Raw genomic sequence first — 13,432 nt, 5'->3', positions numbered from 1 at the left:
ACGAGGTTACCGCTGCCCGCTGGCGCATCAGCGGCGTCAGCGGGCAGGTCGGCACAGCTGGGGTGATCAGACGATATTAATATCGACCACCGAGTCGAAAATGTGATTGGGTCGAAATGGCATCCGATCGATATCTGCCACCTTACTCACCCCTGAGAGCACCAATACGGTTTCAAGGCCCGCTTGAAAGCCCGCCAGAATATCGGTGCGCAGGTTATCGCCAATGATCAGGGTGTCGTCGGAGTGGGCCTCCATCCGATTGAGTGCTGCACGGATGATCCAGGCACTCGGCTTGCCGACATAGAAGGGCTTTTTGCCCGTCATCCGCTCGATGGGGGCACACAGGGCGCCACAGGCGGGGTACATCAAGGGGCCGTGGGTGTCGGGGTTTGTCGCGATAAAGCGGGCGCCTTGATCGACAAACTTGGCCCCCAACTGCATCATGCTCCAGTTATAGTTGCGGGTCTCACCGACCACCACGAAGTCAGGGTCGATATCAGTGATGGTGAAACCCGCTTTGTAGAGCTCGTGGGTCAGCGCCCCTTCCCCGATCACATAGGCTTTTTTGCCATCTTGGCGTTTGAGAAAATCGGCGGTGCCCATGGCGGAGGTGTAGAAGCACTCCTCCGGCACCTCGATGCCCGCAGAGCGGAAGCGGTTTTGTAGATCTTTTTGGGTTTGTGCGGGGTAGTTGGTGAGGAACAATAGCTTGCTGCCTTGTTCTAACAGGCGATGGACGAAGCGATCGGCACCGGGAATAAGGTCGTTGTTGTGGAGGATAACCCCGTCGATGTCACAGATAACATTCTTCTTCATACAGACTCCTTAGCTGACGGCCCGTGGCGGGCCACCCATCGTTAAGATGTTCAATCAGTTATAATTTTTGGTGGCGCCATGATAAGCCATCTTTGATGACAAATTGCGGCTTTCTTGCACGCTAGGTTGCTGTGCTGCTCCTGTGCATCAGCAAGGCAGGGCCCTTGCTAGGGGCGAAGGGGAATATCTGGGGCATAACAAGGTGCCGCTAGATCATGATGACGGGCCCTTGGCTGACAACCTACATCGTGCCTACATTGTGCCCTTGCGGGTGGCGATAAGTCGCGTGCTGGGTATATGCGGGGTATAGGGTACTGATTATCAACGCCATTATCGGGCGTCTCGGCGAGATGCTCATGCAGGTCGTGCTGAAATTGATCTCGCAGTTGGGCTAGAATGGCGCGCCCGTGGCCCTTTGCAAACTGAGACTGTCCAATGAAGATCGTCGTTGATGAAAATATGCCCCATGCTCTTGAGTTATTCGCTGAGTTGGGGGAGGTGGTCCCCTTGGCTGGGCGACAGATCACGGCGGCGGATCTGACCGATGCGGATGTGCTGTTAGTGCGTTCGATCACCCGGGTCGATGTCAATTTACTGGCGACCTGCCCACAATTGCAGTTTGTCGGGACCGCTACGATCGGAACCGATCATATTGATCATGCCCTGCTTGCCCGTCGCCATATCCCTTTTTACAGCGCTCCTGGGTGTAATAAGCACTCTGTCGGAGACTATGTGCTCTCAGCGCTGTTGGTTCTGGCCGAGCGCCACGAGCTTGACCTCGCTGCGATGACGCTGGCGGTGATCGGGGCGGGCAATACCGGTGAGTGTGTGGCCAGTAAAGCGCAGGCGCTGGGGATGCGGGTGCTGCGCTGTGATCCCCCCAAAGCGCGTGCCATGCCAGATGCGGGTTACGTTGATTATCAGACCGCCCTTGGGGCCGATATTGTCAGCTTCCACGTGCCACTGACCCACGAAGGGCCAGATGCCACCTTCCACCTGTTGGGAGCGCAAGAGATTGCGCAGCGTCCGGCGGGCCAGATCTTGATCAATGCAGCGCGTGGCGAGGTGTGGGACAACCGCGCGCTGCTGGCTCGTCAACAGGGCCAGATGGGCGCTCTGGCGTCCACGGGTCAAGCCGCAGGGCCGCTGCGGTTGGTGATGGATGTGTGGGAAGGCGAACCCGAGCCGTTGTGGGCCCTCATCCCTTATACCGAGTTGGCTACCCCTCATATCGCTGGATATAGCCTAGAGGGCAAAGCCCGTGGCACTTGGATGCTCTATGACGCGCTGTGCCGCCAGCTAGGGCGTGCGCCGCGCCAAGATCTACAGGCATTATTGCCAGCGCCAGATGTGGCGCAGGTGGTGCCAAGCAAAGTGGCCGATCAGGGGTTGATCAAGCAATTGGTTCACCTGGTTTATGATGTACGCCGCGATGATGCCCGCTTTCGCAATCGCGCCGGTGAACCCGGCAGTTTTGATGCCCAGCGCAAAGACTACCCCGAGCGGCGCGAATTATCGTCCCTGCGTTTAACCGGTGAATACGTGAGTGAGCAACTAGGGGCGCTGGGTTTTATGACTCACCAGTCCTGATATAACTTGGCATAGATTGTGCATTGCCATGCTGCTGTAGGTTAACCGGTTGCATGGGACCACATGGTCGCTGATCGGCCGCATGGTCATCCACCAAGCGATGTCAATAACACGCCATTTCACGCATATCGATCATGTCAATCATGGTGCCTTGAGTACCATTACAGCGTTAGTAAAAGGAAAACGAATGAGTCAGCAGTTTAATGTAGCGGTGTTGGGTGCCAGTGGCGCCGTCGGTCAAGCGATCATCGAGATCTTAGAGGAGCGTCATTTTCCGGTCGCGGCGCTGTATCCCCTCGCGTCCAGCCACAGTGCCGGTGAAACTGTACGGTTTGCGGGGAAGAGCCGTGAAATCCAAGACGTAGAGACCTTCGACTGGGGCCAGGTTCAGCTTGCTTTCTTTTCTGCTGATGCGGATGTGTCGGCAAAATGGGCACCCATCGCGGCTGATCATGGCTGCATCGTCATCGATAATACGGCTTGCTTTCGCTATGACGACGACATTCCGCTGGTGGTTCCAGACGTCAACCCCGCAGCCTTAGCCGATTTTCGTCACCGCAACATCATTGCGAATCCTAACAGCGTCACTATTCAGATGCTGGTTGCCCTCAAACCATTGCACGATGAGGTGGGGATTGCTCGGATCAATGTGGCGACATATCAGTCAGTGTCGGGGTCAGGGCAAGAGGGAGTGAGTGAACTGGCAGGCCAGACTGCGCAGTTACTTAATGGTCGACCCGTGGAGCCGAGCCTCTATCCTCAGCAAATTGCGTTTAATGTGATCCCTCACATCGACAGCATCACCGACAACGGGTACACCCGAGAAGAGCTGAGCATGGTATGGGAAACCCAAAAGATACTGGGTGATACCAGCATTGCGGTGAACCCCACGTGTGTTCGTGTGCCGGTCTTCTATGGCCATGCACAGGCCGTTCACGTAGAGCTGCATCAACCCCTTGATGCTGAGCAAGTGAAGGATTTGCTGCGACATGCGCCTGGCGTCTCGCTCTTTGATGACGCCGACTACCCCACCCCAGTGCGCGATGCAACCGGCAAAGATGACGTGCTCGTGGGGCGGGTGCGGCAAGATATTTCTCACCCGAGCGGTGTCAATATGTGGATTGTGGCCGATAACGTTCGTAAGGGCGCGGCAACGAACAGTGTGCAGATTGCTGAACTGCTGGTGCAAGATTATCTGTAAACCGCGGCATACGGGGTGGTGAGGGAAAAAGATGCGGGTCAGCCTTGGGGCAAGGCTGACCATGTTACTGACTGCATGAGATAGTTTTTTATAGCATATTCAAACGATTACGTTTTTATGCAGGATTGAGTGGGGCAGCGAGTAGGTCGGGCGGTGAGTTGACTACCCGAGCCTGATTGATATTGAACCGATTTTTTGGGTAGCTATCCTTATTTTATCAATGTGATAGGGCCAAGATACGAAGGAACGAATATGGGACATTCCCGCATAACAGTGGCAATCTTGCTCGCATTGGGTCTGCAGGGGGGCGCCTTAGCCCAACAGTCGGCACGGGAGCCCTTCTACGTTGAGCTTAAAGGGCCTGATGAACCTACCCCTGCTACGGTGTCTGCGCCACCTCCCGCCCCACCAGTGGCAAGGCCGCTGCGTGCCACAGCCCAGCCGGTGGCCCGTAAAGCAGCCCCAGCCCGCGCTAGGAGCTACGGCCCCGTTCGTTCTACCGATACCTTATGGGGCTTGGCCAGTAAGCATCGTCCTTCCAATCGTGTTAGCGTCTATCAAACCATGGTCGCTATCTACGAGAAAAATCCCCGTAGTTTTGCCGATGGCAACATCAATCACATCTTGGTTGGGTCCCGTATTTTATTACCGACCACCGCTGAAGCTAACGTGATCACCGATGCGCAGGCTCGTCAGCGTTTCAATCAGGATAATGCCAGCTGGAAAGGCCTTAGCCCTAAATATTTGGCTGATAAGCAGACCACCAAGGCCACACCTGTGACCACGTTGCCACCGGCTGTGCCTGCGACACCCGCACCGGCCACGACAGCGGTTCAGCCAACCCCATCGGAAACCTATCCAGCGCCTATCCCCAAACCTGCAGAGGTAGCCCCTGTTGCGGTAAGTGGGGTCAAAGATGCGGCTGGTAAAGAGGCGGCTGAAAAAGTCATCCCTGTGGCGGTACCAGCCACAGTCAGCAGTGCTAGCAGTACGGCCCCTGCACCACTGCCCTCTGAACTTGATAAACCGGTCGGTAAACCTGCCACTGAGCTGGCTCTGGCGTTGGAAGATGCTAACGCCCAGCTGGGGCAAGTCACGGAGATGAATCACCGTCTCAAGTTACGTTTGCAGGCATTGACCGAAGAGATTGAGACCCTCAAAGCTCAATTGCAAGATCAGGATATGTTGCAAAAGGAGCTGGCGGAACTGAAGGCTAACCCAACACCGCCGGTAGCCGAGGCGCCTGCCGCCAAATCAAGCTGGTGGATGGAATTACTCTCCTCGCCCCTTAACCTAGCCATGATTATTCTACTGCCGGTTTTACTGGTATTGGCGTTAGTGACCCTGTGGTTGCGGGCGAGGGCGCGGCGTGAGCTGGAAGAGCAAGAGCTAAGCTTGTCTGAATCTACCGCCATGGTGATGGAGCGGGATCACAACGAATTTGATCAACTGCTCAGTGTGGATGTCACCGATGAGCAGTCCATGGCGACGATGCCTGAGTTCTATGAGTCTGATGATGCCAAGCTGATGGCGGCGCCTTTAGACACAGAAGTAAATGAGAACGAGGTCGATTTAGTTGTCAGTGCTGATGAGCCTGATACGGCAGAGTCCCTCCCGTTAGACAGCCGTCATGAGTCGGCACCGGATGTTGTACCTGAGGTAGCCAGCGCTGACACCGATGTCAACGCAGACTTGGTGAGTGAAGAGGCACTGCAAGCGGCCCTGTTTGCTGAACTAGAGCCTGAGTTAGCCAGTACGGACACCTCTGAAACCGCAGACTTGGTGAGTGAAGAGGCACTACAAGCGGCCCTGTTTGCTGAACTAGAGCCTGAGTTAGCCAGTACGGACACCCCTGTCAACGCAGACTTGGTGAGCGAAGAGGCGCAGCAAGCGGCCCTGTTTGCTGAACTAGAGCCTGAGAGCACGGACACCCCTGTCAACGCAGACTTGGTGAGTGAAGAGGCGTTGCAAGCGGCCTTGTTTGCCGAGCTCGCGCCTGAGCCGACCAGCGCTGATATCGATATCAACGAAGAAGCATTAGCCAATGAAGAAGCAGAGCAAGCGGCCCTGTTTGCCGAGCTCGTACCTGATCTGACCCGCGCTGATACCGATATCAATGAAGAAAAATTAGTCAATGAAGAAGCAGAGCAAGCAGCCCTGCTTGCCGAGTCAACACCCGAGTCGGCGGGTGTTGAGATCGATGTCAACGAAGACGTGCTGGCGAATGAAGAGCCCGAGCCCTCATTGGCCGAATTAGCGCCTGACTTGACCAGTGCACAGACCCATGTCAATGCAGCAGTACCGGTGAATGAAGAGGCCAAACTCACGGCCTTATTTGCTAAATCTGCTGCTGATGTTGAGCCAAGCACTGACGCGATCAGTTTGATTGATGAATTGACCGATGAAGCGCTAGCTACTGTTGATCTCAGTGAGTTTGAGCAGCCATTCGACTCACAATCTGACGCAGTGGTAGACCTCGCTGCGGGTCGACATGTGGACGAGATGTTGGCGGAACTTGATCTCTTACCCAGCGAGGAGCCGAGTAAGAATGTACCAGAATGGGATCCTAATGAGTTGGCACTTGCCGACTTTGAAAATGCGTTTAGTGAATCTGGCTCTCACTCCGTCAATCTTGAGCCGCGGTCGCAGGCACAGAACAATGATTATGTTGATATAGAGAGTTTGTTGGCGGAGGCAGATGCAGCCGCTGGGGAGGACTCCTACACCCACCTTACATCCGATGAACAAGCGAGATCTAACGGATTTGATGGAGATGACGGTGGCGTGGGTGCCAAACTTGATCTCGCCCGTGCTTACCTTGAGATTGACGATAAAGAGAGTGCTCGTGAATTGTTGGAAGAAGCGGCAGCAGAGGGCGCTGGGCAGCAGCGGGCTGAGGCGACTAGGCTACTGAAACAATTGGGTTAGTATTGCCGATATCCCGTGCTTCACGCCAAAGGGCAGCCAATGAGGCTGCCCTTTCTGCTTTGGTGGGGGTAATCATGAGCTGTGGGAAGGCGGTCAGCCTCCGCGTTTTTGAATATCTAGCCGGATCGTCCCCACGGGGTGACAGCAGCAAGGGAGGCACTCGCCTTGGGAGACAAAGGCCAGTGGTACATGGGGGTAATGCACTTGACCACTGAGCAGAGGAGTGCGACAGGCGCCACAATAGCCGCTGCGACATTGAAACTCGACGCAGTGGCCGTGTCGCTCCAAGGTCTCTAGCACACTTTCCTCAGGATGGGCCGCGAGTACGCCATCTTGGGTATGTACCAGAGGCTGCGTCGCCAGCCCTTTAGCCGTGCTGTGCAAGGCTGAGGGTTGGATCTGGAGGGCATCACTCACAGTTCAAAATCGCCCAGATCATCGGCATTGACTTCGCTGTCGATCTGGCCGACCAGATAAGAGCTTACCTCCACTTCTTGTGGAGCGACCTGCACGTTGTCGGATGACAACCAAGTATTGATCCATGGAATGGGGTTTTGATTGGCGCCAGAAAAGGCGGGTTGCAAGCCAACAGCAGCCATCCGCAGGTTAGTGATGTACTCCACATATTGGCAGAGGATGTCCTTATTCAGGCCAATCATCGAGCCATCTTGGAACAGGTATTCAGCCCACTCTTTTTCTTGAATCGCGGCCTCTTTAAAGAGATCGAAACAAGCCTGTTCACACTCTTGGGCGATATCGCGCATTTCAGGATCATCCTGACCGCTACGCATCAGATTCAGCATGTGTTGGGTGCCGGTAAGATGCAGTGCTTCGTCGCGGGCGATCATTTTGATGATCTTGGCGTTGCCCTCCATCAGCTCACGCTCGGCGAAGGCAAAGGAGCAGGCAAAGCTGACGTAAAAGCGGATGGCTTCCAGTGCATTGACGCTCATCAGGCACAGATAGAGCTTCTTTTTAAGCTCATGCAGTGTGATGGTCATCAGATCGCCACCGACCTGATGGGTGCCCTCGCCATGGAGGTTATAGAGGGTGGTGGCCGCAATCAGGTCATCGTAAAAATGGCTGATCGAGCTGGCCCGTTTCAAAATTTGCTCGTTGGTGACGATGTCGTCAAACACCTGCGCCGGTGAGTTGACGATATTGCGAATGATGTGGGTATAGGAGCGTGAGTGGATGGTCTCCGAGAAGGCCCATGTCTCAATCCACGTCTCTAGCTCGGGGATGGAGACCAGCGGCAGCAGCGCTACGTTCGGGCTACGGCCCTGAATCGAGTCGAGGAGCGTCTGATACTTGAGATTAGAGATAAAGATATGCTGCTCGTGGGGGGGCAGGGCCTGATAGTCGATGCGATCCCGTGACACATCGACCTCTTCTGGGCGCCAGAAGAAGGAGAGTTGTTTTTCGATCAACCGCTCGAACACATCGTGTTTTTGCTGGTCATAGCGGGCCACATTGACCGATTGGCCAAAAAACATCGGCTCTTTGAGCTGGTCGTTTTGGGTTTGGCAGAAAGTTGAATAGGCCATGGTTACCAGAATATCTGTGTAGAGAAAACAGGAGAGCGGGCGCTTATTGCCCCCGCTCGGTTTATCGGATGGTTAGGGGCTATATCTTACAGGCCCCACTGGCACAACCATCATCTTGTAGGTCAGCTTGAACATCATCTGCCCCATCACGGGTATTGTGATAGTAAAGGGTCTTCAGGCCATATTTGTAGGCGGTCAGCAGATCCTTGAGCAGCTGCTTCATGGGCACTTTATTGCCTTCAAAACGGGTCGGGTCGTAGTTGGTGTTAGCCGAAATAGCTTGATCCACAAACTTTTGCATAATGCCGACCAGCTGCAGGTATCCATCGACGCTGGGTTGTTGCCAGAGTAATTCGTAGCTCTCTTTGAGGCGCTCATACTCAGGGACAACTTGTTTAAGGATGCCATCTTTTGAGGCCTTCACCGAGACCAAGCCACGGGGCGGCTCGATGCCGTTAGTGGCGTTAGAGATCTGACTGGAGGTTTCGCTCGGCATCAGGGCGGTCAGGGTCGAGTTGCGCAGCCCCACGGTTTTGATATCGGATCGCAAGCTCTCCCAGTCCAGATGCAGGGGCTCATTGCACAGCATGTCCAGATCTTTCTTGTAGGTATCGATAGGTAACAGGCCCTGCGCGTAGGTCGTTTCGCCAAATAGTGGACAGGGGCCAAATTCCCGAGCTAACTGCACGGAGGCTTTGAGCAAGTAGTACTGGATCGCTTCGAAGGTACGATGGGTCAGCGCCAACCCCGAGCCATCAGAGTAGCGGGCACCGTTTTTGGCCAGGTAGTAGGCATAGTTGATGACACCGATCCCCAAGGTGCGACGTCCCATGCTGCCTTTTTGGGCGGCGGCGATTGGATAATCCTGATAATCCAGCAGGGCATCAAGGGCCCGTACCGCTAGATCGGCCATCTCTTCTAGATCTTCCAGTTTCTCAATGACCCCTAGGTTGAAAGCGGACAGGGTACAGAGCGCGATCTCGCCATTTTCATCATCAATGTTATTGAGCGGCTTAGTCGGCAGGGCAATTTCGAGACAGAGGTTGGACTGGCGTACCGGCGCTACGCGCGGATCAAACGGGCTGTGGGTATTGCAGTGATCCACGTTTTGGATATAGATGCGGCCAGTGCCAGCGCGCTCTTGCATCATCAAGGAGAACAGATCGACGGCTTTAATGCTCTTTTTACGAATAGCCGGATCTTGCTCGTACTTGACATAGAGTGCTTCAAATTGGTCTTGATCGGCAAAAAAGGCATCGTACAGGCCCGGTGCATCGGACGGCGAGAACAGGGTGATGTCCGCGCCCTTGATCAGGCGCTGGTACATTAGCTTGTTGATCTGGACACCGTAGTCCATGTGACGAACTCGGTTCTCTTCGACGCCGCGGTTGTTTTTCAGCACCAGCAGGCTCTCTACTTCACTGTGCCACAGTGGGTAGAACAGGGTGGCCGCGCCGCCACGCACCCCTCCTTGGGAGCAGCACTTAACCGCGGTTTGGAAATACTTATAAAAGGGGATACAACCGGTGTGGAACGCTTCGCCACCACGGATCGGGCTGCCCAGACCGCGGATCCGACCTGCGTTGATGCCGATACCGGCGCGCTGTGAGACGTAACGCACAATGGAGCTGGCGGTAGCGTTGATGGAGTCCAAGCTGTCATCGCACTCGATTAACACGCAAGAGCTGAACTGGCGGGTGGGGGTACGCACGCCACTCATGATCGGCGTCGGCAGCGAGATCTTGAAGGTCGACACCGCATCATAGAAGCGCTTGATATAGCTCAGACGAGTATCTTTCGGGTACTTAGAGAAGAGACACGCCGCCACCAAGATGTAGAGGAACTGCGGGCTCTCGTAAATCTCACCGGTGACGCGGTTTTGCACCAGATACTTCCCTTCCAGCTGCTTGACGGCTGCGTAGGAGAAGTTCATATCGCGCCAGTGATCCATGTGGGCATTGAGCTCGTCGAATTCCGCTTGGGTGTAATCCTCTAGCAGGTGCTTGTCATACTTGCCCATGTCCACCAGCTTGGCGACATGTTGATAAAGATGAGGAGGTTCAAACTGGCCATAGGCTTTTTTACGCAGATGGAAAATGGCCAGACGGGCTGCCATGTATTGGTAGTCCGGCGTCTGTTCAGAGATCAGGTCAGCGGTCGCCTTGATGATGGTTTCGTGAATGTCGGCGGTGCGGATACCGTCATAGAACTGGATGTGAGATTTGAGCTCCACCTGAGAGACCGACACATGATTGAGCCCCTCGGCAGCCCAATCCAACACGCGGTGGATCTTATCCAGATCGATAGGTTCTTTGTGTCCGTTACGCTTCGTCACAAACAAATTCATTAGTGGATGACCTTTTATTAATGCCCGAACAACCAACGCACTTGCATCACTCCCCAAGAGAGTCATGTCTCTCCCTTGGATTGGCCAACAAATGCACGATGAATCACAAGATATAGTGTTATTTTGACGTTGAGATACAAGATAGTGAGGTGAACGACTCAATGCAATGTGTGGATAACCCAATTGCTGTGGATAAATTGTGGGTCGTAAGGTCACTGTTAGTAGCTGCTCACAGTGAGTGGGACTTCATGCGTCTGATCCGATAAATGCAAGTCATCAGAGCATGAAATTAAAATTTAAATAACTTTTTTTACTTGCGAACTCGAGGTCTTTTTACTAGTTGGCCTGCGCGGCGTCACGAGCTATGGGGGCGGCGGCAATGAACTTCATCAGTCTTAATAGATGACGGGTCGCATCAATTCCCTCAACGGTGCGGTGATAAAAAGGTACTCGTTATGAGTCTTTTTCTACGGGCTACTGTCACCACTCAAGCCTATGAACATCAGGTAGTGAGCGCCTGCTAAAAGCAAAAATCCGAGACACATCACGTTGTCTCGGATTTTATATCTCAACTCGGATTTTATATCTCAACAAAGCGGGCAAATGGCCCCTTGATGAGTGGGGGGCGTGTCGCTAAGTGTTGCTAACAGAGGGCCTACAGGGCGACAGACGCTAGCTGTGCCTTGGCTGCGTCCAATCCTTTCGCCTGCGCATCTGGGCCCATGCCCATGCCTTCGGCGTAGACAAACTCGACTTCGTTGATGCCGATAAAGCCCAGCAGGGTACGCATGTAGGGAGTGACCAGATCCGTTGCGCCGCCAACATGCATGCCACCGCGGGGGCTGATCACCAGAGCACGAGTGTTATCAACCAGACCAACGGGGCCCGTCTCGGTGTAACGGAATGTCACGCCAGCACGGGCAATCAGGTCAATCCAGAGCTTCAGTTGAGTTGGGATGTTGAAGTTGTACATAGGGGCAGCAATCACCACCAAATCGCTGGCTTTGAGCTCGGCAATCAGCTCGTCAGACTGAGCCAATACCGCCAATTGACGGGCATTGAGGTTGTCACCACCGCGTAGACCAGAAGCCAGTTCGCCATCCAGTACTGGCAAGTTGAGGGTTGCTAGATCACGTACTGTGACGGTGTCTGCTGTGCACTTGGCCAGAAAGCCATCGATCAGTGCGTTAGATTGAGAATACTGACCCAGGATGCTGGATTTAATTACGAGGATATTCGCCATGGTGAGACTCCGTTAATTGTCGATTGAACAGCTTAGCTGTTGATGTGGGTCAATATATGCATCAGGGGTAGATAGTGATAGCCAAATTAGATGCTTAACTTATTCAGTTTTTTTGATATAAATGGTTGTAATCGGTAGCCACATGACAGCGATCGGCGCAATACTTGGCATGACAAACGATTGCCGTTATGATCCGCCGCACTTTTTTCAGTGATGTGGATCCCATGGCCTCCTCGCGTAGCCACTCCCCGTTTGCCGGTGCAGTCTGGATGCTAGCTGCAGGCCTTTGCTTCGCTGCCGTCAATAGCCTGAGCCAGTATGTCAGCTTTGACCTCGATCTCCCCTCTACCCAAGTTGCCTTTCATCAATATCTGATTGCACTGGTCTGTTTGTTGCCGTGGCTTATCCGCCATGGCGTGCGCCAATCGTTGGCCACTCAGCAGTTGCGGCTGCACTTGCTGCGGGTGGCGTTGGCGGTGATCGGCATCCAGTTTTGGTTGTGGGCGCTGGCGGTACCTGTGCCCATTTGGCAGGGGATTGCGTTGCTGATGACCTCACCACTGTTCGCCACCCTTGGCTCGGTGCTGCTGCTCAACGAGCAGGTCAGCCGTGCTCGGCTCATGGCGACCTTAGCGGGCTTTGTGGGAGCCATGGTGATCTTGGCCCCTTGGACCGATGAGTTCAGCTGGGCATCGCTGCTGCCGGTGGCGGCTGCGCTGTTTTGGGCAGGATACTCCCTGTTGGTGCGGTATCAGGCAGCCACGGAGTCAGCGCATACCTTGGTGGTCTACCTGCTGATCGTCAGTACCCCATTCAACGCCATGCTGGCGTTCCCCCAGTGGCAGTGGCCCAGTGAGACACAGTGGTTATTGGTGGCAGGGGCCGGTGTGTTATCGGCACTGGCCCAGTTGGCCATTGCGCGGGCTTACAGCGTGGCGGAAGCCTCCTTTATTCAACCCTTTGATTTTGCCAAGTTGCCGATGAATGTGCTGGCAGGTTGGTTGATATTTGGCTGGGCACCCCCTGGCCGCCTGTGGCTTGGCGCGGCCATCATCATTGGCGCCATCACCTTGCTTACTCATCTGGAGCAGCGTGCCTGCCACCCCGTTTCCTGAGGTACGCCCAGCGTACCTCTTTTTTTGCCCGCGATTGCCCTGTTAGTGGCGATCCTGCGTGACCATCGACATGAGGAGAGATCGTATGTTTGGAACCGCCACTTGCCCCAGTGCTACCCGTGCGCTGTTACTTGGCTCCGGTGAATTGGGTAAAGAGGTTGCCATTGAGTTGCAACGGCTTGGCATCGAGGTGATCGCCGCTGACCGCTACCCTAATGCGCCCGCCATGCAGGTTGCCCACCGTGCTCATGTGTTGGATATGCTGGATGGCACCGCCCTGCGCGCGCTGGTGGCTGAGGTAAAACCGGATCTTATTATTCCCGAGCTTGAGGCCATCGCCACCGATACCTTGGCTGAGCTCGAACAGGAGGGAGTCAAGGTAGTGCCGACCGCGCGGGCCACCCAACTGACCATGAACCGTGAAGGGATCCGCCGGCTTGCCGCCGAGACATTGGGGCTGCCCACTTCCCGCTACCGTTTTGCCCAAAGCCAAGCGGAGTATGTGGCGGCGGTTGAGGCGATTGGCTTGCCGTGCGTGGTGAAACCGGTGATGAGCTCCTCTGGCAAGGGCCAGAGCGTGCTGCGCGATCTGGCTCAGCTCGATGAGAGCTGGACCTATGCGCAGGAAGGGGGACGGGCGGGGCG

The 13,432-nt window shown here is 54.8% G+C and carries 10 protein-coding genes; 5 read left to right on the top strand and 5 right to left on the bottom strand.

Translation table 11 applies throughout. The features are described from left to right. Nucleotides 1-66: 66 nt before the first annotated feature. The gene (locus tag CUC53_RS03160; protein WP_100292810.1) at nucleotides 67-816 is read right to left on the bottom strand and encodes an HAD-IIA family hydrolase; all 750 of its coding nucleotides are present in this window, start codon (nucleotides 814-816) and stop codon (nucleotides 67-69) included. 435 nt (nucleotides 817-1,251) lie between these two features. On the opposite strand from CUC53_RS03160, the gene CUC53_RS03155 reads away from it, so the two are divergent. The 3 genes from CUC53_RS03155 to CUC53_RS03145 all read left to right on the top strand — a co-directional run bounded on the left by CUC53_RS03155 (nucleotide 1,252) and on the right by CUC53_RS03145 (nucleotide 6,535). Next, complete coding sequence (locus CUC53_RS03155; RefSeq protein ID WP_100292809.1) at nucleotides 1,252-2,406, top strand: 4-phosphoerythronate dehydrogenase; 1,155 nt, start codon at nucleotides 1,252-1,254, stop codon at nucleotides 2,404-2,406. A gap of 187 nt (nucleotides 2,407-2,593) precedes the next feature. After that, entirely contained in the window at nucleotides 2,594-3,607 is a 1,014-nt protein-coding gene (locus CUC53_RS03150) for an aspartate-semialdehyde dehydrogenase (protein WP_100292808.1), read from the top strand. A 252-nt stretch (nucleotides 3,608-3,859) separates the two neighbouring features. Further along, nucleotides 3,860-6,535: a FimV/HubP family polar landmark protein gene (locus CUC53_RS03145; protein ID WP_100292807.1), complete on the top strand. Its 2,676-nt coding sequence runs from the start codon at nucleotides 3,860-3,862 to the stop codon at nucleotides 6,533-6,535. 93 nt (nucleotides 6,536-6,628) lie between these two features. Here the strand turns inward: CUC53_RS03145 and yfaE are convergent, their stop codons facing one another. The 4 genes from yfaE to CUC53_RS03125 all read right to left on the bottom strand — a co-directional run bounded on the left by yfaE (nucleotide 6,629) and on the right by CUC53_RS03125 (nucleotide 11,672). Continuing rightward, nucleotides 6,629-6,952 carry a class I ribonucleotide reductase maintenance protein YfaE gene (gene yfaE, locus CUC53_RS03140; protein ID WP_167386669.1) on the bottom strand — a complete coding sequence of 108 codons (324 nt, stop codon included), beginning with the start codon at nucleotides 6,950-6,952 and terminating at the stop codon, nucleotides 6,629-6,631. Beyond that, entirely contained in the window at nucleotides 6,949-8,082 is a 1,134-nt protein-coding gene (gene nrdB / locus CUC53_RS03135; RefSeq protein ID WP_100292806.1) for a class Ia ribonucleoside-diphosphate reductase subunit beta, read from the bottom strand. The genes yfaE and nrdB overlap by 4 nt, the downstream gene beginning before the upstream one ends. Nucleotides 8,083-8,161: 79 nt before the next feature. Then, nucleotides 8,162-10,429 carry a class 1a ribonucleoside-diphosphate reductase subunit alpha gene (gene nrdA, locus CUC53_RS03130; protein WP_100292805.1) on the bottom strand — a complete coding sequence of 756 codons (2,268 nt, stop codon included), beginning with the start codon at nucleotides 10,427-10,429 and terminating at the stop codon, nucleotides 8,162-8,164. 655 nt (nucleotides 10,430-11,084) lie between these two features. Then, nucleotides 11,085-11,672, bottom strand: coding sequence for an FMN-dependent NADH-azoreductase (locus CUC53_RS03125; RefSeq protein ID WP_100292804.1), 588 nt, complete (start codon nucleotides 11,670-11,672; stop codon nucleotides 11,085-11,087). Between the two features lie 224 nt (nucleotides 11,673-11,896). On the opposite strand from CUC53_RS03125, the gene CUC53_RS03120 reads away from it, so the two are divergent. After that, nucleotides 11,897-12,787: a DMT family transporter gene (locus tag CUC53_RS03120; RefSeq protein WP_201796705.1), complete on the top strand. Its 891-nt coding sequence runs from the start codon at nucleotides 11,897-11,899 to the stop codon at nucleotides 12,785-12,787. 85 nt (nucleotides 12,788-12,872) lie between these two features. After that, nucleotides 12,873-13,432: ATP-grasp domain-containing protein (locus CUC53_RS03115; protein WP_157798184.1), on the top strand; the 560-nt coding region annotated here is incomplete at its 3' end.

The organism is Aeromonas cavernicola (assembly GCF_002795305.1).
Taxonomy (GTDB): Bacteria; Pseudomonadota; Gammaproteobacteria; order Enterobacterales; family Aeromonadaceae; genus Aeromonas; species Aeromonas cavernicola.
This window is presented reverse-complemented; position numbering and strand designations above follow the sequence as displayed.

Coding starts and splice junctions, on each gene's coding strand:
- nrdA (WP_100292805.1), bottom strand. CDS start 10,429: ATGAATTTGTTTGTGACGAAGCGTAACGGACACAAAGAACCTATCGAT.
- CUC53_RS03145 (WP_100292807.1), top strand. CDS start 3,860: ATGGGACATTCCCGCATAACAGTGGCAATCTTGCTCGCATTGGGTCTG.
- CUC53_RS03160 (WP_100292810.1), bottom strand. CDS start 816: ATGAAGAAGAATGTTATCTGTGACATCGACGGGGTTATCCTCCACAAC.
- CUC53_RS03125 (WP_100292804.1), bottom strand. CDS start 11,672: ATGGCGAATATCCTCGTAATTAAATCCAGCATCCTGGGTCAGTATTCT.
- CUC53_RS03120 (WP_201796705.1), top strand. CDS start 11,897: ATGGCCTCCTCGCGTAGCCACTCCCCGTTTGCCGGTGCAGTCTGGATG.
- nrdB (WP_100292806.1), bottom strand. CDS start 8,082: ATGGCCTATTCAACTTTCTGCCAAACCCAAAACGACCAGCTCAAAGAG.
- CUC53_RS03150 (WP_100292808.1), top strand. CDS start 2,594: ATGAGTCAGCAGTTTAATGTAGCGGTGTTGGGTGCCAGTGGCGCCGTC.
- CUC53_RS03155 (WP_100292809.1), top strand. CDS start 1,252: ATGAAGATCGTCGTTGATGAAAATATGCCCCATGCTCTTGAGTTATTC.